Source organism: Streptomyces sp. NPDC090045, from assembly GCF_044747975.1.
GTDB lineage: Bacteria > Actinomycetota > Actinomycetes > Streptomycetales > Streptomycetaceae > Streptomyces.
Genome location: NZ_JBIVFA010000006.1, coordinates 1 through 19,013, shown reverse-complemented (window position 1 = coordinate 19,013; position 19,013 = coordinate 1). Strand labels below are relative to the sequence as shown.

Sequence of the window (19,013 nt, the reverse complement as noted above, 5' to 3'; positions counted from 1 at the left end):
CCGGATATGCGCTGTTCGGTGTTTTCTCGTGGAAGGGTGGTCACCGACGTCGGCAACCGTCCCCGTGAGGAGTGCACCGTGTCCGATCCGGAGGTCACCGCGCGCCGGCTCCGCCTGCCCCCCTGGATGCGCAAGCACACGCCCCTGCTGACCCGGCTCCTCGAACAGCTCGCCAGCGTCAAGATCCTGGACTGCGCGTTCAGGCTGGCCGCGCAGGCCTTCCTCGGCGCGGTGCCGGCCCTCTTCGTCATCGGCGCCCTCGCACCCGACTGGCTCCAGCAGGAGCTGGTCACGTCCATCCGGGCCACGCTCGGGCTCCAGAACGCCGCCCTGGACCAGGTGCGGCAGGTGTACTCCGCCACCGATTCCACCGCCACCGCGAGCACCGGCGCGGTGGGCGTCGTGGTGACCCTGGTGTCGGCCACCGCCTGCAGCCGCGCCCTGCAGATGACGTGTGAGCGCTCCTGGCACCTGCCCAAGGCCAAGGCCCGGCTCGCGGCCTGGCGGTGGCTGGCCTGGCTCCTGGTCTGGCTGAGCGCCCTGATCTTCCAGGGGCCGGTCCAGAGCGCCTTCGGCGCCGGCCCGGTCGGCGGCTTCCTGCTCGCGGTGGTCAGCGGCACGCTGCTGTGGTGGTGGACCCAGCACCTGCTGCTCGGCGCCCGGATCCCGTGGCTGCCGCTGCTGCCCGGCGCGGTGCTGGCCGGGGCGGGGGAGCAACTGCTGTCCGTGGTGTCGAGGATCTACATGCCGCACGCCGTGGAGCGCAGCATGCGGCAGTTCGGCAGCCTCGGGTCGGTCTTCGCCCTGATGTCCTGGCTGATCGTGCTGTTCATCGTCCTCACGCTCGCCATCGCCGTCGGGTACGTGGTGGCCCGCGAGCCCCTGCCGGCCCGCTGGCTCGGTACCCCGCTGCCGGACCGCGACGCCGGGGCCTCCGGGGCCTCCGGGGGAGACGGGGCCGCCGGGCGCTGACCGGACCGACGCCCGGTCGTCGGGCCCGACCGGTCAGGCGCGGCCGCGGCCGGCCGGGCCGACGATGCCGAACAGGGCGCCGTCGGGGTCGCGCAGCGTGATCTCGTGGGGGAAGAGCCCGGACCCGGTCACGGCGTCGGTCGCGGGGACCGTGCTGCCGCCCAGCCCGGTGGCCGCCTTCACCGCGGTCTCGACGTCGGGCACCCGGAAGTGGACGTGCCAGTGGGGCCGCAGGTGCGGGTCGGGGGCCTGCGCGAGGGTTCCGCCGTTCAGCCGGGCCACCGTCCGGCCCGCGTGGCGGAGCTGGATGCGGTTGTCCTCCTCCACGTAGGCGACCTCGCAGCAGCCGGTCTGCCCGCAGGCCCACTCCAGGACCTCGCCGTAGAAGATGGCGGCGTCGAAGGCGTCCCGGGTGCGCAGTTCGAGCCAGGCCGGAGCGGCTTCCCCGCCCATGTCCCAGTCGGGGATGGCCTCCCCCTGCCAGATCCCGAAGACCGCCCCGTCGCGGTCGGAGGCGAGCGCCGCCCGTCCGGTGCCGAAGGCCAGGGGCCCGACGGCGACGGTTCCGCTGCGTTCGAGGATGCGTGAGGCCGTGACGTCGGCGTCGTCCACGGCGAAGTACGGGGTCCAGGCGACGGGCGCCCTCACCGCCGGGGGCAGGGCGCCGATGCCGGCCACCGGGACCCCGTCGCTGAAGCCGACGGTGAAGCCCTCGCCGAGCCGGGCCGATCCGAACTGCCAGCCGAGGACGGCACCGTAGAACGCCTGCGACGCGCCGGGGTCGCGGGCCATCAGACTGACCCAGCAGGGCGCGCCGAACGTTTCATGACTCGATGTCGACACGGCCGTCCACCCCATCCGCGCTGGTGCCTCGGGCTACATCCTCGTCCCGTCTCCCGCCGCCCCCGGGGCGACACGGCGGACGGGCACCCGGACGGACCCCGGCCTGCCCGGTGTCCTCGGGGTCTAGCGCTGCGCCTCGGCCGGGTCGAGGGAGTCGACGTCCTCCATGAAGCTCAGCATCCGGGCGTTGACCACGTCGGGGTGGTCGATCTGCGGTCCGTGGCCCGTCGCGGCGATGATCTCGGCGCGAGCCCCGGGGACCAGCCGCGGTACGCGCTCCAGCTGCCGCTGCGGGTGCACGAGGAGGCTGCGCTTGCCCATGATCAGGTAGAGCGGGGTCCGGAGGGAGCGCAGCGCGTCCTCGGCGAGGGGCAGCGGTGCCGGGCGGCGGATCCGGAAGGCCCGGGCGCCCGCGTGGATCCACGTCCTTAGCTCGGGAACGGCGATGACGGGCTGCTCCAGCCAGGCGGCGAGGCGCGGGCGCAGCGCCTTGGGGGCGAAGGTGGCGAAGAGGCTGACGAAGACCCAGGCGAAGAAGCGCAGGCCCACCTTCTCAAGGCCGCCGGGGTCGAGGGCGGTGACCGACGCGAGCCGGGCGGGCCGGCGGTGCGCCATGTTCAGGACCAGCCAGCCGCCGTACGAGGAGCCGACGAGGTGGACCCGGTCGAGGCCGAGGCCGTCGAGGGCCTCGTCGAGCCACTGGGCGGCCCGCTCCGGCTGCCACATGGGCTCGCGGTGGACGCTGCGGCCGGCGTCGCCGGGGGTGTCGAGCGCGTACACGGGGCGTTCGGCGCTGAGCGCGGGGGTGTTGGGGTACCACATGGCGGAGCAGTAGCCGGCGCCGTGGATCAGGACGACCGGCGTGCGGGACTCGGCCGCCGGGTCCGTGGGGCCGTAGCGGTAGACGTGCGTGGTGCCGAAGCTGGTCTCGACGTCCGTCTCGGAGCGGGCGGGCGCACCCATGGCGTAGACGGCGTCGCTCGCGGCGAAGTAGCGGTCGCGCAGCTCGTCGTTCACGTAGCGGCCGACGTCACGGCGCACACGGGTCGTGTTCTCGGGCACGGGGCACCTCCAGGAAGAATCGTTCTTCGTGATACGACCGTACCACGATCATGATACGGCGGTACCATGAAGGCGTCCGGGGAGCCCGGACCACGAATTCGACCGACGGGGCGGAGACACCGGCAGATGCCGAAGCGCGTGGACCACGAGGAGCGGCGCGCCCAGATCGCCGAGGCGCTCATCCAGGTCGCGGGGCGGCGAGGGCTGCATGCGGTCGGCATGCGGGACGTGGCCGCCGAGGCCGGGGTGTCCCTCCGCCTCGTGCAGTACTACTTCGAGACCAAGGAGAAACTGCTCTTCTACGGACTCCAGCACCTGACCGACCGCTTCACCGCGCGGGTCGGCGCCCGCCTGGCCGCCGCCGGCCCGGACCCGGGCCCGCGCGCGACGATCGAGGCGCTGCTGCTGGCCTCCCTGCCGACCGACGCGGAGAGCCGCACCTTCCACCTCCTCTACAGCTCCTACTCGATCCTGTCCGTGACCGACGAGGCGCTGGCCGTCCAGCCCTTCATCGCCAACCCGGACGCCGCCGAGAACGCCCTGACCGGCCTGCTCGAACAGGCCAAGGCGTCGGGTCTGGCCGATACCGGCATCGACGCGCGCACGGAGGCGATCAGCCTGCTCGCGATGACGGCGACCATGGGCACCAGCATCCTGGTGGGCCAGCGGGGCCCGGATTCCGCCCTCGCGGTACTCCACCACCACCTGGACCGGATCTTCACCCCTGCCGCGAGCCCGGCGTGCCCGTGAACACGGGCCGGAAGATCACCGCGGTGTCAGGGGGTCGTGGCCCGTGTGGTGACGTGAAGTGATCTGCCTCACATGCTGTCACAGCTGTCGAGCGGCCGGTGTCTTGATGCCGAAGCCCCAAGAAGCGGAGGAGACACCATGGCCGAGAACTTCGACGTCGTCGTCATCGGTGGCGGTTACGCGGGCGTGATGGCGGCCAACCGCCTGACGCGGCGCGGCGACGTGCGCGTGACGCTCATCAACCCGCGGGCGACCTTCGTCCACCGGATCCGCCTGCACCAGCTGGTGGGCGGGACCGACGGCGCGGTCGTCGACTACCGGGAGGTCCTGGCCGACGGCGTGCGGCTGGTGGTCGACACCGCGGCGCGGATCGACGCGGCCGGGCGCCGCGTGGCGCTGGCGTCGGGCGGGACGGTCGGCTACGACTACCTGGTCTACGCGGTGGGCAGCGGCAGCGCCGACCCGCGCGTGCCGGGCGCCTCGGAGTTCGCCCACCCGATCGGCACCTTCGAGGAGGCGGAGCGGCTGCGGGCGGTCCTCGACGACGCTCCCGCGTCGGCCGCGGTGACGGTGGTCGGAGCCGGTCCGACCGGCATCGAGACCGCCGCGGAACTGGCCGGGCAGGGCCGCGCCGTGACCCTGGTCTGCGGCGGCGTACTCGGCCCCTACCTGCACCCGCGGGGCCGGCGCTCGGTCGCCCGGCGCCTGGCCGGGCTCGGGGTGACCGTGCTCGACGGCCCGGGCGCGAAGGCGACGGCCGTGACGCGCGACGCCGTACGGCTCGCCGACGGCCGCGAGGTCCGGAGCGAGGTGACCGTCTGGACCGCCGGCTTCGCGGTCCCGGACCTGGCCGTGCGCAGTGGGCTGGCCACCGATGCCGAGGGACGTCTGCTCACGGACGAGACGCTGACCAGCGTGGACGACGTACGCATCATCGCGGCCGGGGACTCGGCGGCTCCGTCGGACCTGCCGCTGCGGATGAGCTGCCAGACCGCGATGCCCATGGGCGCGCGGGCCGCCGACACGGTGCTCAGCCGGATCGCGGGCGAGCAGCCCGAGACCCTCAACCAGTCGTTCGGCGCCCAGTGCATCAGCCTGGGCCGGGCGGACGGCATCTTCCAGTTCGGCAACCGGTCGGACGTGGCGGTGTGGTTCAACATCGACGGCCGCCTGGGCGCGAAGCTCAAGGAGGCCGTGTGCAAGGGCGTCGTCAAGCACCTGGCCGGAGAGGCGCAGAAGCCCGGCGGTTACCGCCTCCACCGGATCGCAGGCGGCCCCGGCCGCGCCCAGCGGCTGGAGGCCAAGCGAGCCCAGCCCCGGCCCACCCCCGCCCGGGCGGCCTAGCCGGGCGTCCGCCGTCTTTCCGGCCCGGGGCGGTCTACGGCTGCTTCGGGCCGGTCGGCGGTCGCGTCAGGGCGAGGGTGATCAGGAGGGCGAATGCGGTGAGGGCGGTGAAGGTGCGGAGGTTGTTGAAGAGTTCCCAGCGCTGCAGGATCTCCGCGTGGTCGGCCGGTGGTGTGGTGAGTGCCCATTGCTTGATCCGGCCGTTGATGGGCACGTTGCCGAGTCGGGTGATGAGGAAGGAGGCGAGGGTGAGGAGGGCTGCCGTGGCTGCGATGAGGCGGGCGCGGCCGTGTGTGAGGGTGGCGAGGGTGAGGGAGCTGAGGGTCGAGACGGCCATGGCGGCTTGCATGGTGATGCCGTTCATCTTCATCAGCTCGGCGTGGAACGTCAGTCGCATGTCGAGCGGTACGGCGTTGAAGGTGGGGACGAGGTTGGCCGCGCCGTAGCCGAACGCTCCGGCGAGGAGGCCGGTGGCGAGCAGGGCGAGTCCCAGGAGCAGACGGATGCGCATGGCCGCCGTCACGTCTGCGCCATGAGGAAGCGGTCGCCCAGGTCGCCGCGGAGGTGCCCCGGAGGGAGCCGCCGGCCGTAGGCGAGCAGGAGGAGGTCCTGTGCGGCGCCGGACAGCGGCGTTCCCGTACCGAAGGACCAGTCGAGGTCGTCGGCGCGGAGTTCGACGCCGCTCAGGTCGGCTCCGAAGAACGTGACGGTCCTGGCGTTGACGGCTCCCAGGAGGATGCGCACGCGCTCCTCGGGCACCCGCCGGCCGAGGCCCAGCGCGACCGTGATGTCCAGGCCGTGGATCACATCGTGGCCCAACGCCGCCTCGATCCCGCCGACCGGCGGCTTCCAGGGATGATCCGCGTTGTCCCCGAGGAAGGCGGTCAGCTCACGCGTCGAATGGGCGGCCGCGTCCTTGCGCGCGCACCGGTCGGTCATCCGGTGGAGGCTGCCCCGCGCCCTGATCAGTTCCCCCGCCGTCCTGGCGAGCGAGTACCGGAACCCCAGCGTCATGTGGGCCGCGACCTCCCGTACCCGCCACCCCCCGCACAGGGTCGGCGCGTCCCACTCCTCGGCCGACAGGCCGTCCAACATGGCGGCCAGCTCCCGGCGTTCGGCCGCGATCGCGGCCTTGACGTCCGCTGCCGGCGTGCGTTCCGTCGTGTTCCCCATGGCTCCAAGGCTCTCGGCCGGCCTGCCATAAGTCCAAGAGTTTGCACGTCTCGGAACTAGCATGATCCGTTATGGACATCCGGCAGCTGCGGTACTTCGTCACGGTCGCGGAGGAAGCCAACTTCACCCGCGCCGCCGCCCGTCTGCACCTCGCACAGCCGGGATTGAGCGCCCAGGTCCGCCGGCTCGAGAAGGAACTCGGGCATCCGCTCCTCGACCGGTCCGGCCGATCGGTGACCCTGACCGAGGTGGGCGAGGCAGTACTGCCGTACGCGCGGGCCGCGCTCGCCGCCGTCGAGGCGGTACGGCAGACCGCGGACGAGTTCACCGGACTGCTGCGCGGACACGTCACCCTCGGACACGTGTCGGGCGCGGCCGCGGCAGCCGACGCGTTCGACCTGCCGGCCGTCCTGGCCGGCTTCCACAAGGACCACCCCCACGTGGAGATCGCCCTGACCGAGGACACCTCGGAGCGGATGCTCGCCGCGCTGCACCGGGGCGAACTCGACGTCGCCGTGATCGGACTCGCGGACGAGGAGGCCCCGCCCGGGATTTCCGTCCAAGTCCTGGTCGACCAACCCCTGTTCGCGGCCGTCGCCCCGGACGACCCCGCCCTCACGTCCCCGGACCGCACGAGCATCGCGCTGGCCGAGCTCCGCGACCGTCCGCTGATCAGCCTGCCACGCGGCACGGGGCTGCGCGGGGTGCTCGACCGGGCGTGCGCGCAGGCCGGGTTCCAGCCCCGCATCGCCTTCGAGGCAGCCGCTCCGCCGTTCCTCGCGCAGCTCGCGGCCCGCGGTCTGGGCGTGGCGGTGGTTCCGGCCCCCGACGCCGGTGCGGCTCCGGCCTTCGGCCTGCGGGCGCTGGAGATCACCGAGCCGCGCCTGCGCGGCCGGGTCGCCCTGGCCTGGCGGACGACCGGCCCCTCCGGCCCCGCGGCCACCGCCCTCCTGGACCGGCTCCGTACGGGGCTCATCCCTCCCGTCCCCGACGGACCAGCAGGAGGCAACTGCCTTTGAATATCGGCGAGCTGACTGCTGATCACCGTCTATAGGGTGGCCGGGTCCGATCAGATCGCTGTCCCTGGAGGTTGTGCGGTGTCCGAACTCGGCGGCCCGGGTCCCTCGCCCGGCTCCGTACCCCCGCCCCCGCACCCGGCCCACGCGCCTCGCCCCTCGTTTCCGCCGCCCCCGGCCCAGGCGCCGAGCCCGGTACCGGTGCCGGGCCACGGGCCGAACCGGGGCCCCGTGATCGGCGCGCTGATCACGGCCGCCGCCACCATCGCGGCCGCGGTCATCGCCGCCGTGGCGATGAGCGGCAACGACGGCAAGCCCGCGGCGCAGCCGGGCCCCGTCGCCGTCACGTCCGCCGCGCCGCCCTCCGCCTCGCCCACCCCCTCCCCGGTGGGTTCGAAGCCGGTCCAGTCCCTGCCGGTCCAGAGCCCGGCACCGAAGGTGTCGAAGAACGCCCGCATCGAAGCGAGCCCGGACAGCGGTTCCCACGGCTCGGTGGTCACCCTCACCGGCTCGGGCTTCGCGGCGGGCGAGCGGGTACGCCTCGTCTTCAACGGCAGCTACGGCAAGGAGTGGCAGCTCCGGGACGTCACGGCTTCGGCCGACGGCGGCTTCGTCGCGGAGATCAAGGTTCCCGCGGAGGGCGTGGACGACCAGCAGCGGTCCGTCGAGGCCAAGGGACTGGACAGCAACCGGCGCGCGGACACGCCGTTCACCATCACCGAGTGACCCCGCACGACCGGTTGGCGCACCACCCCACCGGATCGTGAGGCGGTCTGCTCCGGAGCCGGGGGTAAGGGCCGCGTTTGCGGCGCGTCAAAATGCCGCGAAATATTCCGTACGGAACGGCCGGAGCGCTCCAGGGCACCGAGGATCGACCCTCGAGGGAGTTGATGTCCGGTGATGGCACAGGTCATGGAATCGGTGGCGGGGACCGAAGCGGCGGTGCCGACCCGCTGGTACTCGGCCAATGGAGCCCCGCCGCCCCGGCGCATCGTCACCGCCGACGACACCACCGGCACGGCCGAGGCGTACCGGCTGATCTGCGAGGGCACCGCACTGCTCTGGCGCGGCGACTACCCGTCCGCACGCCGGCTCCTCATCGCCCTGGGCCGTCGCCTCGACCGCGGGCACGCGCCCGCTGCCCCGACACCGGCTGACGCCTACCGGCTGCACCGCAGCGGACGGGCCCGCCGCGCACGACTGCTGGGCATGCTGCTCGTCCCGTACGAGGCCGGCTGGGCGATCCCCCTGCGCCGCGCCCCCCTGGTGCAGGAGGCCTGCGCCCAGGTCTACGGCCCGTTCGCGGGTCAGGGCGCGGGCTCGCTGCGTGAGCTGCTGGGCGTGATCGGCGCCTACGAGTGGCGGCGGAAGGGCGTGGTGATCCCGGCGCTCGGCGGCGATCGGATCCACCCGCACTACGGGGTCTTCTCCCCGGTCCGGGGCGAGTACCTGGACCTGGTGGCCGAAGCCGAACTCCCCGCGGGATACACGGCCTTCGACATCGGCACGGGTACGGGCGTACTGTCCGCCGTCCTCGCCCGGCGCGGCCTGCGCCACATCGTCGCCACCGACCAGGACGCCCGCGCCGTCGAGTGCGCCCGTGACAACGCCGCCCGCCTCGGCCTGGCCCACAGGATCGCCGTTCGGCACGCCGACCTGTTCCCGGCGGGCCGCGCCCACCTGATCGTCTGCAACCCGCCCTGGCGCCTGATCGACCGTCCACAACCGCTTCCGGCAGCGGCGTGACGCCGGCGTCTCTCCCGTGCTGGAAGAACCTCCTGAAGAAGGTACGGGTACGCGGGCCCGTCGGCCGACCCCGCATCCGGCCGGACGCGGTCGCCGGGGACAAGGCGTACTCGTCCCGCGGATCCGCGCCCACCTGCGCAAACGCCGTATCGAGGCGGTCATCCCGGAGAAGCGGGCAGAGTTGAGTCAACGGTCAACCAGCCGTGGACGCGGGGCCTCACCCGGGGATTCCGCGTCGGTGTCGTCGGTGCCGACCGGGCCGCGGGGAAGCATCCGGTCCAGCCACTTCGGCAGCCACCAGTTGGTCCGGCCGAGGAGTGTCATGGTCGCCGGTACCAGCACCATGCGTACGACCGTGGCGTCGATGAAGATCGCGGTGGCCAGGCCGAGCCCGAACATTTTGGTGGAGGGGTCCTCGGCGACGGCGAAGGACAGGAAGACCGCCACCATGATGAGGGCGGCCGAGGTGATGATCCGGGCGGTGCCCGAGATGCCCTCGACGATCGCCGTGCCGTTGTCGCCGGTGCGCAGGTACTCCTCGCGTACGCGGGAGAGGAGGAACACCTCGTAGTCCATCGACAGGCCGAACAGGATGGCGAAGAGGAACATCGGGATGAACGACACGATCGGAACCGTCGCTTCCAGCCCGATGAGTGCGCCTCCCCAGCCCCACTGGAAGACCGCGACCATGATGCCGTAGGACGCGCCGATGCTCAGCAGGTTCAGCAGTACCGCCTTGAGCGGTACGAGTATCGAGCGGAAGACCAGCATCAGCAGCAGGAACGACATCGCCAGCACGGCGGCGACGAGCACCGGCAGGCGTTGGCTGGTGCGTTGGCCCACATCGGACAGGCTCGCGGCGGCGCCGCCGATGTGGGCCCTGGCCGGGCCGTGCCCGATCGCCGTGGGCAGCACGTCGGTGCGCAGCCGGGCGATGGTGTCGGCCGTGGCCTTGTCCTGAGGGCTGGTGGTCGGGAACACCACGAGGGTCGCGATGCCGGTGGCCCGATCGATGTGCGTTGGCGCGGCGGCTGCGATGCCCGGATCCGCCGCGACCGCCCCGACGAGTCGGTCCAGCACTCCCGGATCACCGGCGGGGTCCGCGGCGATGACGAGGGGACCGTTGGTGCCCGGGCCGAACCCCTCGGCGACGAGGTCGTAGGCCCGGCGCTCGGTACGGCTGTGGGGCAGTGAGCCGTCGTCGGGCAGGCCGACGCGCAGGCCGAGCACGGGCAGCGTCGCGGTCAGCAGCAGCCCCGCCGCGCCGATCGCGTACAGCACCGGGTGCCGGCTGACGTGCCCGATCCAGCGACGCCACCCGGCGGCGGGAGCGGCGCCCGCCGCCGTGTCCCGCCGCCGTGCGAGTCGGCCCGGCTTCCCGGTCTGCAGAGCCCGGCCGATCCGGCCGGCCCGGGCCAGGCGTGGGCCGGCGGCGCCGAGGAAGGCCGGCAGCAGCGTCACCGACGCGAGCACCATCGTCAGGACGACGATCGAGACGGCGAGCCCGCCCACCGTCATGAACGGCACGTTCGCGACCGCCAGGCCGAGGATCGATACGACGACGACGCCGCCGGCGAAGACCACGGGCCTCCCCGCCGTGGCCACCGCTCGCCCCGCCGCCTCGTCGGGATCGAGCCCGCGCGCGAGGTACTCCCGGTGCCTGGCGAGCACGAACAGCGCGTAGTCGATGCCCACTCCGAGTCCGACCATGCTGCCCAGGACGGGGGCGAAGGTCGGGACGTCCGTCACCCCCGCCAGTACCGTCATCGTGGCAACTCCGATGGTCAGCCCGAAGACCGCCATGCCGATCGGCAGCGCGGCGGCGACGAGCGAACCGAACGCCAGGAACAGGATCGCGGCCGCGGCGAGGAGGCCGATCAGCTCGCTCACGCCGCCGTCGGGGTCGGAGAACGCGTAGAAGAGGTTCCCGCCCATCTCGATGCGCAGCGCCAGCTCGGGGCGCAGCCGGTCGCCGAGTTCGACGAGGGCGTCGAGGTCTTCGGCCGACAGTCGGCTCTGGTCGGGGTACTGCACCCGGACGACCGCGATCCGCCCGTCGGCCGAGACGAGGCCGCCGCGCACGGCGGTGTCCCCGCCCGCTTCGAGCGCCCCCGCCGGGTCGCTCGTGCCGAGCACGTGCGGCAGCCGCTTCACCTCGGTCTGCAGCCGCGTGAGAGCGGTGCGCGCGCCGTCGTCGTCGAAGAACGTCGCAGCGCCGTCGAGGGGGGTGACGACCACTTGGGCGGTCATCCCCTCCTGGCCGGTGCCGGCCCGCTCGATCAGTTCCGCGGCCCGCTGGGAGTCCAGCCCCGGAGCGGTCATCGAGTCCGCGGTCCGCCCGCCGAAGGCGATCGCGGCGAGGACGGCAAGCGCGGCGGCGATCAGCCATGCCGCGATCACCCGCCAGGGATGGCGGGCGGCGCTTGCGCCCAGGTGCAACAGGGCTTTCGAGAGCATCGGGTCCTCCAACCACCTCGGCGGCCGTCCTTGTACGGCCGCCGATGCCGAGGCTCGTCGCCACGGCGCTCCGCGGCATCGGCCCGCGGGCCGCGGATCCGTCGGCCCCAGGGCGGAGTGACGACCCGTCCTTTCGGCCGATGCGCGGAACGCCGCGGTCCCTAGGCTGAGAACCGTGCTCCGAGACGACCTGCGAACCCTGTGGACCGAACCCCGGCCGCCCGACGCGCCCGCCCGGGTGCGGCGGGACTGGGCGCTGCTCGCCGCGGGCCTTGCCGCCGTGGCGCTGGAGGCCACCCTGCGTGAGAACGTCGTGTGGCGGCCGGTGGCGGTGGTGTTCGCCGTATGGCTGTGCCTGCTGCCACTGTGGCGCCGGACCCGCCCGCTGGCGATGGTGACGCTGGCGTTCGGCTCGGTGATCCTGCTTCAGGTGGCCTCGCTCGTCGCCGCACCGCGCGAGCCCGTCGGCCTGTACACCGGCGCGGTCGTGCTCGTGCTGGTGTACGCGCTGCCCCGGTGGGGATCGGGACGCGAGATCGTGCTGGGCGGCGCGGTGATCCTCGCGGCCGGCGCGCTGTGTTCCGTCACGGACGAGACCCCTGTCGTCGAAAACCTCGTGGGCTTGGTCTTCCTGCTGCTGCCCGGCGTGGTCGGGGCTGCCGTGCGGTTCCGGGTGACCGCTCGCGAGCGGCAGTTGGAGCAGGTGCGCTCCCGCGAGCGCGAGCAGCTCGCCCGGGAACTGCACGACACGGTGGCCCACCACGTGTCGGCGATGGTGATCATCGCCCAGGCGGGCCGGGTGCTCGCGGGCACCGACCCGTCCGCCGCCGTGGAGGCGCTGGAGGGGGTCGAGGAGGAAGGGGCGCGCACGCTGGAGGAAATGCGCGCCATGGTCGCCACGCTGCGCGACCGCGGGGTCGGCGCCGAGCTGGCGCCCCCTGCCGGAGTCGCGGATCTGGAGCGCCTGGTGCGCACCCCGGGTGGTCGCCTCAGGGTCGACCTGGGGCTCGACGGCGAGCTGGACGCCCTGCCCCCGGCCGTGGACGCGGCCGTCTACCGGATCGTGCAGGAGTCGGTGACCAACGTGCTGCGCCATGCGGTCGACGCGACCGAGCTCGTCGTCCGGGTCGCCGCGGAACGGCACATGGTGCGGGTGAGCGTGCGCGACAACGGCCGGCGCACCGGCCGGGGTCGCGACGGATACGGACTTACCGGATTGCGCGAGCGTGCGACGCTGCTCGGCGGCACACTACGAGCCGGCCCGGGTACCGACCGGGGCTGGCATGTCGACGCCGAACTGCCGAGAGCGAGGAGCGAGAGCGGTGTCCATTCGCGTCCTCGTCGCTGACGACCAGACGATCATTCGCACCGGGTTGCGGATCATGCTGAACGCCCAGCCCGGCATCGAGGTGGTCGGCGAGGCCGCCGACGGGCGGGAAGCCGTACGTCTGGCCCGCGAACTACGCCCCGACGTCTGCCTGTTCGACATCCGCATGCCCGTACTCGACGGGCTCGAGGCCACCCGGCTGGTCGCCGGCCCGGGCGTCGCCGACCCGCTGGCCGTGGTCGTCATCACCACGTTCGACCTCGACGAGTACGTCTACGGCGCGCTGCGTGCCGGCGCCCGCGGATTCCTCCTCAAGGACACGGGACCGGACCTTCTGGCGCAGGCCGTACGGTCGGCGTCCGGCGGTGAGGCGCTCATTGCGCCCAGCGTCACCGTCCGTCTGCTCCAGGCATTCGCGGACCTGCCCGCCGGCCGGCCCGTGGCCCAGCCGGTCTCCCCCGTCACCGCCCGCGAGGAGCAGGTGCTCCTCGCCGTCGCCCGCGGGCTGACCAACACCGAGATCGCCGATGCACTGCACATCAGCCTCAGCACGGTGAAGACGCATCTGGCCAGCCTGATGGCCAAACTCGGCGCCCGCAACCGGGTCGAGATCGCGATGTGGGCCTACGAAACGCGCCGTATCCTCCCCGGAACCTGAGCCGGGTGCCGGGCCATGTCCCATGAGTCCCCGCCCGGACATCAGTGCACCGGTCGGCTCACGTCGGCTCTACGTGCCTCACCCGCCCTAGCTGTTCTGTCCCGGGAGGTTGTGGACGGGTGAGCCAGGTCTCGGCTGAGGGATCTTGAAGGGGTGTGACCCAGATACGCCAGAAACCCGCCAGAACTTGATCTTGGCCTGCTGAGTGCCCGACCTCGTCACCCGCGATCAGCTTTGCGTCTCCTCGCGGCGTCCAATAGCGGCCGCATCGGGTACGACGAGCAGCTTGCCGGTGGTACGCCGAGCCTCCAGATCGCTGTGGGCCTGGGCGGCCTCGGACAATGCGTAGCGGCCCGTTACGGTGACCTCAAGCGCCTTGGAGCGCACCCACTCGAACACATCGGCGGCCCGTCGGAGCAGTTCGGACCGATCGGCGATGAAGTGCCCGAGGCTGGGCCGGATCAGGGTCAGCGAACCGCCGTGGGCGAGCCGCATCGGATCAAACGGCGGCACGGCACCACTTGCCGCGCCGAAGAGCACGAGATGGCCGCGAGGGCGCAGGCTGGCGAGGCTCGCATCGAAGGTGTGCGCGCCGACGCCGTCGAAGACAACCGGCAGTCCCTGACCGCCGTTGAGCCGCCTCACCTCGGCTGCGAGATCGTCGACTGCGGAGGAAAGGATCACCTCAGCGGCCCCGGCACGCTTCGCCAGCTCGGCCTTCGCCGTGGTCGACGTCGTGCCGATCACCCTGCCGCCGAGATGGGTGATGAGCTGGGTCAAAAGCAGCCCCATGCCACCAGCAGCCGCATGCACGAGCACCGTGTCGCCCCCCTGAACCGGGTAGGCGTCCTTGACGAGATAGTGCGCGGTCATGCCTTGGAGGAGCACGGCGGCGGCTGTCTCGAAGCCGATGTCGTCGGGCAGCGGCACCAGCCGGGAGGAGTCCACGACGGCCCGCTCGGCATACGTGCCGGGAATCTCCACCCAACCGACCCGGTCCCCGACTGCGACGTCAGCGACGCCGGGTCCAACTTCGACGACCGTGCCGGCGCCCTCAGTACCCGGGGTGAAGGGCAGCGGGAGGCTGTACCGGCCTTCGCGGTGGTAGACGTCGAGGAAGTTGACCCCGGATGCGGCGACCTCCACGATCGCCTCGCCCGGACCCGGCCGCGGCTGGTCCACCTCGGCCTCCTGCAGCACCTCGGGACCGCCCACTTCGTACACCTGAATCGCTCGCATGGCCCTCCAATTAACGGCTCTTCCCCCACCAACCCCGTTGATGGCGATCCGATTCCCGGCAAGCAGACCAGTCCGCCGCCCCCGCCGAGAGCTGAGACGCCTGCTTTGAACCCGGGTCTGGGACAGGAGACCGAGGCCGTCAAGGGTCGACGAATGCACCACCCGCCGCTTCCGCACCGCCGTACGGCCATCCGCCATAACCGGCGTGTCCTCCGGCAGCTCCACCGCGCGGCGCACGAAATCGACCACCGCCTCCGGATACTCCTCCGGCCTCGGGAACCGGCCGATCCGCTGGTACGACTTCAACGCCAGCAGCAGGGCCAGCTGATCTCCATCCGCGTCCATCCGCTCCGCCGCCCGCGCCGCCTCCTCCCGCGTCGGCGCGAAGAACAGATGCAGCTCATGCGCACTGACCAGCCGCTTGAACCGCGGATACGCGCTGCTGGCCGTCACTGGTAGCGGCGCCCGCGGCAAGTACCAGCACGGCTGGAGCGACCTCGATGTGTTTGTCGTCGCCGACGCCTCTTCTCTCGACGGGATCCGCCAGGTCCTCGCGGAGCTGGAGGCCGAACTCGGCGGGGTCAAACTCGGCATCACCGTGCTGACTCGAGCCGAGTGCCGGGCAGGAGCCGTGACCTCCCGGCTCCTCCACGTCCTCGCTCTCATCGGCAGCGGGGCGCTGGTCCCGCTGTGGTCGGCCCCCGGCATGGCCCTGCCGGCCCCGGACGCCGCCACCGATATCGACGTGAGCCTGCGCGACGGCATCCAGGCCGCTATAGAGATCCGCCGCCAGCTGCTCAAGGGAGCGCCTGACCTCCGCGGCCTCTACAAGGTCACCGCGCTGCTCGCGAAGATCCAGCTCCGCTTCAGCGGGATCGAGTGCCCCTCCGACGGCGACGCCCTCACCGTCCTCCTCGACGCCAAGCGGCAGGACACCAGCGCGGTCACCACCGCCCGCACCGAGCGCCCCGCCGCCAAAGCGCTCGCGACCCTCGTTCTCCAGAGCTGGCTGGACACCCTTCCCGGGGAGAAGCGGTGACTGCGGGCACCTTCCACAAGCCGGTGGCGACTCGCGAGCAGGCAGAAGCCGAGACGAGGGGGTGGATGCAGCTCGCCCCGCGTATCGCGGTTCCGGACCTTCACGGGCAGCGTTACTGGACCGGCAGCTCCTCGCCTACGAGGACGTCCTCGCCACCGGCCGGTGTGAGCTGCTGATGGGCGACGTGATCGCCCTTGCCGACCGCGACCCGGCCGCGCAGCCTCGCCTGGACCGCCTCGTGGACGGCGTCTGCGCCGATCTGCGGGCGGCGGCCGAGGAGAACGGGAAGCGAGTGGTGCTCGCCGACTGCGTTCCGGACCTCTACCTCGACCGGATCCGCCCCGGTGGCCGGCTGGACCGCTGGTACCTGCGCCGTGACCTGCCCATCGCCCTGCCCCACACCGGCACGACCCTCACCCTCCGGGAGCTGGCCGACTTCACCCTCACCGCCAACGGCAGGCAGCTGACGCTCAACGTCGCCGACATCATCGACGGCCTCCGGCACTCCCTGGCCCCCGACCGCCGCTGGCTGGCCGGTCTGACACAGGGCGACCCCACGGAGCCCAACATCGCCGATCCGCTGTGCTGGCTGGACTTCGAGTTCGCCGGCCGCAACACCGCCGTGGGCGAAGCCGCCAACCTGTTCTGGTACTTGATGGCCCTGGGTGGCTGGCTCGTCCCCCGCTACCAGCCCGACGTGTACGCCCGCACCCTCCGCCTCGCCCTCCCGCCACGGACCCGCCCCCGCATCGAACACCTGGAGCTCCACGAGAGCAGCCGGCACATCGATGTCCGGTACTCCTGGAACACCGGCCCCGGCCGCGGAGCGGCCATCACCCGGGCCTTGGACGGTCTCCGGGGTGAGGGTGGCACCGCCCTGGAGGAGATCCACGCCTTCCTCGCCCTGCGCGTCCTCGGCGTCATTCCGGCAGCCCGGCTGACCGGCCACGACCTCCTGCTCGTGCTGATCAAGCTCGCCGAAAGCCAGGACCCGCTCACGAGCCTCGACACGTTCTTCACCACCACACAGGCCCCTCACCCCCACCCCGGTGAACGGAGCAGCCATGTCCCTGCCCCTGCTTGAGGCCCCCCTCCAGGCCCGCCCTCTCCAAGGCAGCACTGCCCTCGTCACCGGCGGGGCCACCGGCATCGGCGCCGAGATCGGACGCGCGCTCGCCGCCGCCGGCGCGACCGTCGCGGTCAACCACCTCGGCCAGGACCACGACGCCCACGCCCTCCTCGCCGCCTTCGAGCGAGACGGCAGCCCCGGAATCGCGGCGAACGCCGACCTCACCGACCCCGGCGCCGTCCAGACCATGGTCGACCTCGTCCGCGCCGAAATCGGCCCCATCGACATCCTCGTGAACAACGCCGACTCCTACCCCCGCGTCCCCTGGCGCCTGCACGTCTTGCCCGGCTTCGGTGACCTCGACCTGGACGAGATCACCCCGCCGACCGTGCGGACCTGGCGGGCCGAGCGCCTGGCCGCCACCGTCGCCACGACCGTCGCCAAGTCCTACCGGCTGCTGAAGGCCATCATGGAGACGGCGACCGACGACGAGCTGATCCGCCGCAACCCGTGCCGCATCAGAGGCGCGGGAAGCGAGCAGGCCAAGGAGCGCTCGACCGCGACCGTCGCCCAGGTCGACGCCCTCGCCGAAGCCATGGGCCCGCGCTGGCGGCTGATGGTCTACTTCTGCGCCTACGGCCCGGTGCGCCCGGAGGAGCAGGCGGCCCTGCGCCGGACCTCGGTCACCCTCGCCCCCCTCGCCGTACGGATCACCGAGGCCGCCCCGGAACTGAACACCGGCCGCCGCGTCGAAGGCGACACCAAGTCGGCGGCGGGCGTCCGCACCGTCCACCTGCCGGCCTTCCTCTCCATGGAGGTCAAGCGGCACCTGGACTGGTTCGCGGAGAAGGAGCCCGACGGGCTGCTGTTCGTGGGGGAGAAGGGGGCGCCGTTCCGGCGCACGTCCTTCGGCCGCAAGTGGGCCAAGGCCCGCGCGAAGGTCGGACTGTCGAAGGGCTTCCGCTTCTACGACCTGCGCCACACCGGCCACACCCTCTCCACCCAGTCCGGCGCGACCCTCAAGGACACGATGGTCCGCGCCGGCCAGTCCTCGGAGAAGGCCGCGATGATCTACCAGCACTCCGACGACGAACGCCAGCAGGAGGTCGCCGGGGGCATCGACGCCCGGGTACGCGCTGCCCGCGTCAAGGGAGCGGTGAAGAGGCAGGCGAAGGGCGCCTGACGATCGGCGGGTGAGGGGAGGGCGGTGTCTCGCCTTCCTCCCCTCACCGGTTCTCCGGGTGCCGTTGGACCCGAACAGCAGCGGCGGCGCTCGTCGATGGCCCGTCTACGGCCGTGCTGTGTCGAGGGGAAACCTGGTGCTCAGGCACGCCTCCATGCGTCGAGGAAGGCTTTCCGCTCAGCCGGATCAGCTGATTTGTGGTCCGCGTGCAGGACCCGCCAGGCGGTGAGTTCGAGATCCCGGAGCCACAGCTCGCCGATGACCTGCGTCTTGAGGTCGGGGAGGTGGTCGGATTCGGCGAGCGCCTGGCCGATCACCTCTCCGGCTGCGACGCGCTGGGGCGGGGTCATCTCGTCGACAGCCGAGAGGATCTGACCGGCCAGACCGGTGCCTTCTCCGGCCAGCGAACTCAGTACGAACGTCTTGATGTTGGCGGGCAGCAGGTAGAGGGAGCCTGAGGTCCTCCACAGGTCCGACCAGAAGCGTTCTCCGGCCTCGGTGGGAGCGGGGAGCGCGGCCAGCAGTCCGAGGAGGTGCGCGGTGGCCGCGTACCCATCGGAGTGGGCGGATGCGACGACGGCGATGTCGGCGACGCGCTCGACGTCGATTCGGCCCGCTTCGAGGCGTGGGTCCAGTCCCAGTCGCTGTTCCAGCTGGTGGGAAAGGGGGGCGGATGCGCGGGAGCGGAACTCGGGAAGCATCGGCGGTCCTTGAACGTAGGAGAGCGGAGAGGCCGTTCGGAAGCCCTGATCGTTCCCGTGGCCCGCCGACTTACACGACTTCCACGGCCCCAGTTGGGGGCAGGGCTCCAGGACCGGAACCATGGGCGGCTGAACAGACCGTGTCCGGCGGTGCAGGCGCGGGGGGGGGCGGGCCCGCCCGCGGCCCCCCGCCCCTCACGTGTGCGCGGGCACCCTGGCCCCGTCCGGCGTCTCAGCCCTTCGCCGGGGTCAGTTCGAGCGCGGCGTTCAGCGCCGTGGGGTCGGCACGTGCCTGGTCGCCGTCCGAGCGCAGGACCGCCCGCCCCGAGGTGAGCACCGTGAGACGGTCGGCGCAGCGGATCGCCTGCGCCGGACTCGGGGAGACCAGCAGGACCGCGATCCCCTCCCCGGCCAAGGTGGTGACCAGGTCGTAC

The 19,013-nt window shown here is 72.3% G+C and carries 17 protein-coding genes and 2 pseudogenes; 11 read left to right on the top strand and 8 right to left on the bottom strand.

Going from position 1 to position 19,013, the window contains the following annotated elements:
- Positions 1–78 precede the first annotated feature (78 nt).
- Positions 79–972, top strand: a complete 894-nt coding sequence (locus tag ACIPYQ_RS17670; RefSeq protein ID WP_401251915.1) for a YhjD/YihY/BrkB family envelope integrity protein — start codon at positions 79–81, stop codon at positions 970–972.
- Between the two features lie 33 nt (positions 973–1,005).
- On the opposite strand, the gene ACIPYQ_RS17665 is transcribed toward ACIPYQ_RS17670, so the two are convergent.
- Entirely contained in the window at positions 1,006–1,764 is a 759-nt protein-coding gene (locus ACIPYQ_RS17665) for a VOC family protein (protein ID WP_401251913.1), read from the bottom strand.
- 174 nt (positions 1,765–1,938) lie between these two features.
- A complete protein-coding gene (locus tag ACIPYQ_RS17660) occupies positions 1,939–2,877 on the bottom strand; it encodes an alpha/beta fold hydrolase (RefSeq protein WP_361752196.1) in 939 nt (312 codons plus the stop codon).
- 126 nt (positions 2,878–3,003) lie between these two features.
- On the opposite strand from ACIPYQ_RS17660, the gene ACIPYQ_RS17655 reads away from it, so the two are divergent.
- Both ACIPYQ_RS17655 and ACIPYQ_RS17650 read left to right on the top strand, forming a co-directional pair.
- Positions 3,004–3,627: a TetR/AcrR family transcriptional regulator gene (locus ACIPYQ_RS17655; protein ID WP_401251910.1), complete on the top strand. Its 624-nt coding sequence runs from the start codon at positions 3,004–3,006 to the stop codon at positions 3,625–3,627.
- A 138-nt stretch (positions 3,628–3,765) separates the two neighbouring features.
- Positions 3,766–4,971 (top strand): NAD(P)/FAD-dependent oxidoreductase, encoded by a 1,206-nt coding sequence (locus tag ACIPYQ_RS17650; protein ID WP_401251907.1) that lies wholly within the window; start codon positions 3,766–3,768, stop codon positions 4,969–4,971.
- Positions 4,972–5,005: 34 nt separating this feature from the next.
- Here the strand turns inward: ACIPYQ_RS17650 and ACIPYQ_RS17645 are convergent, their stop codons facing one another.
- Entirely contained in the window at positions 5,006–5,482 is a 477-nt protein-coding gene (locus ACIPYQ_RS17645) for an anthrone oxygenase family protein (protein WP_401251904.1), read from the bottom strand.
- A gap of 8 nt (positions 5,483–5,490) precedes the next feature.
- Positions 5,491–6,144 (bottom strand): maleylpyruvate isomerase family mycothiol-dependent enzyme, encoded by a 654-nt coding sequence (locus tag ACIPYQ_RS17640; RefSeq protein WP_401251901.1) that lies wholly within the window; start codon positions 6,142–6,144, stop codon positions 5,491–5,493.
- Between the two features lie 71 nt (positions 6,145–6,215).
- Between ACIPYQ_RS17640 and ACIPYQ_RS17635 the strand changes: the two genes are divergently transcribed.
- The 3 genes and pseudogenes from ACIPYQ_RS17635 to ACIPYQ_RS17625 all read left to right on the top strand — a co-directional run.
- Complete coding sequence (locus ACIPYQ_RS17635) at positions 6,216–7,163, top strand: LysR family transcriptional regulator (protein ID WP_401251899.1); 948 nt, start codon at positions 6,216–6,218, stop codon at positions 7,161–7,163.
- Between the two features lie 228 nt (positions 7,164–7,391).
- Positions 7,392–7,886 (top strand): hypothetical protein, encoded by a 495-nt coding sequence (locus ACIPYQ_RS17630; protein WP_401251896.1) that lies wholly within the window; start codon positions 7,392–7,394, stop codon positions 7,884–7,886.
- Positions 7,887–8,060: 174 nt separating this feature from the next.
- Positions 8,061–8,864: pseudogene (locus tag ACIPYQ_RS17625) on the top strand (methyltransferase); the annotation flags it as partial.
- A gap of 228 nt (positions 8,865–9,092) precedes the next feature.
- On the opposite strand, the gene ACIPYQ_RS17620 reads toward ACIPYQ_RS17625, so the two are convergent.
- On the bottom strand, positions 9,093–11,363 hold the full coding sequence (locus ACIPYQ_RS17620) for an MMPL family transporter (RefSeq protein WP_401251894.1): 2,271 nt from the start codon (positions 11,361–11,363) through the stop codon (positions 9,093–9,095).
- A 175-nt stretch (positions 11,364–11,538) separates the two neighbouring features.
- On the opposite strand from ACIPYQ_RS17620, the gene ACIPYQ_RS17615 reads away from it, so the two are divergent.
- On the top strand, positions 11,539–12,711 hold the full coding sequence (locus tag ACIPYQ_RS17615) for a sensor histidine kinase (protein ID WP_401251892.1): 1,173 nt from the start codon (positions 11,539–11,541) through the stop codon (positions 12,709–12,711).
- Positions 12,686–13,348 (top strand): response regulator transcription factor, encoded by a 663-nt coding sequence (locus ACIPYQ_RS17610; protein ID WP_030832911.1) that lies wholly within the window; start codon positions 12,686–12,688, stop codon positions 13,346–13,348. The genes ACIPYQ_RS17615 and ACIPYQ_RS17610 overlap by 26 nt, the downstream gene beginning before the upstream one ends.
- A gap of 228 nt (positions 13,349–13,576) precedes the next feature.
- Here ACIPYQ_RS17610 and ACIPYQ_RS17605 read toward each other — a convergent pair whose 3' ends face one another.
- Positions 13,577–15,040: a quinone oxidoreductase family protein gene (locus ACIPYQ_RS17605; RefSeq protein WP_401251888.1), complete on the bottom strand. Its 1,464-nt coding sequence runs from the start codon at positions 15,038–15,040 to the stop codon at positions 13,577–13,579.
- Between ACIPYQ_RS17605 and ACIPYQ_RS17600 the strand changes: the two genes are divergently transcribed.
- From ACIPYQ_RS17600 to ACIPYQ_RS17590, 3 genes are all read left to right on the top strand, one after another.
- Entirely contained in the window at positions 15,009–15,626 is a 618-nt protein-coding gene (locus ACIPYQ_RS17600; protein ID WP_401251885.1) for a nucleotidyltransferase domain-containing protein, read from the top strand. The genes ACIPYQ_RS17605 and ACIPYQ_RS17600 overlap by 32 nt on opposite strands.
- A 61-nt stretch (positions 15,627–15,687) precedes the next feature.
- Positions 15,688–16,710, top strand: a complete 1,023-nt coding sequence (locus tag ACIPYQ_RS17595) for a hypothetical protein (RefSeq protein WP_401251882.1) — start codon at positions 15,688–15,690, stop codon at positions 16,708–16,710.
- Positions 16,691–17,878 (top strand): SDR family NAD(P)-dependent oxidoreductase, encoded by a 1,188-nt coding sequence (locus tag ACIPYQ_RS17590; protein WP_401251879.1) that lies wholly within the window; start codon positions 16,691–16,693, stop codon positions 17,876–17,878. Before ACIPYQ_RS17595 ends, ACIPYQ_RS17590 begins: the two co-directional genes overlap by 20 nt.
- A gap of 140 nt (positions 17,879–18,018) precedes the next feature.
- On the opposite strand, the gene ACIPYQ_RS17585 is transcribed toward ACIPYQ_RS17590, so the two are convergent.
- Positions 18,019–18,579 (bottom strand): hypothetical protein, encoded by a 561-nt coding sequence (locus ACIPYQ_RS17585; RefSeq protein WP_388613510.1) that lies wholly within the window; start codon positions 18,577–18,579, stop codon positions 18,019–18,021.
- Positions 18,580–18,811: 232 nt separating this feature from the next.
- Positions 18,812–19,013: pseudogene (locus ACIPYQ_RS17580) on the bottom strand (ABC transporter ATP-binding protein); the annotation flags it as partial.

Coding starts and splice junctions, on each gene's coding strand:
- ACIPYQ_RS17665 (WP_401251913.1), bottom strand. CDS start 1,764: ATGGCCCGCGACCCCGGCGCGTCGCAGGCGTTCTACGGTGCCGTCCTC.
- ACIPYQ_RS17645 (WP_401251904.1), bottom strand. CDS start 5,482: ATGCGCATCCGTCTGCTCCTGGGACTCGCCCTGCTCGCCACCGGCCTC.
- ACIPYQ_RS17655 (WP_401251910.1), top strand. CDS start 3,004: ATGCCGAAGCGCGTGGACCACGAGGAGCGGCGCGCCCAGATCGCCGAG.
- ACIPYQ_RS17590 (WP_401251879.1), top strand. CDS start 16,691: ATGTCCCTGCCCCTGCTTGAGGCCCCCCTCCAGGCCCGCCCTCTCCAA.
- ACIPYQ_RS17585 (WP_388613510.1), bottom strand. CDS start 18,579: ATGCTTCCCGAGTTCCGCTCCCGCGCATCCGCCCCCCTTTCCCACCAG.
- ACIPYQ_RS17640 (WP_401251901.1), bottom strand. CDS start 6,144: ATGGGGAACACGACGGAACGCACGCCGGCAGCGGACGTCAAGGCCGCG.
- ACIPYQ_RS17635 (WP_401251899.1), top strand. CDS start 6,216: ATGGACATCCGGCAGCTGCGGTACTTCGTCACGGTCGCGGAGGAAGCC.
- ACIPYQ_RS17650 (WP_401251907.1), top strand. CDS start 3,766: ATGGCCGAGAACTTCGACGTCGTCGTCATCGGTGGCGGTTACGCGGGC.
- ACIPYQ_RS17620 (WP_401251894.1), bottom strand. CDS start 11,363: ATGCTCTCGAAAGCCCTGTTGCACCTGGGCGCAAGCGCCGCCCGCCAT.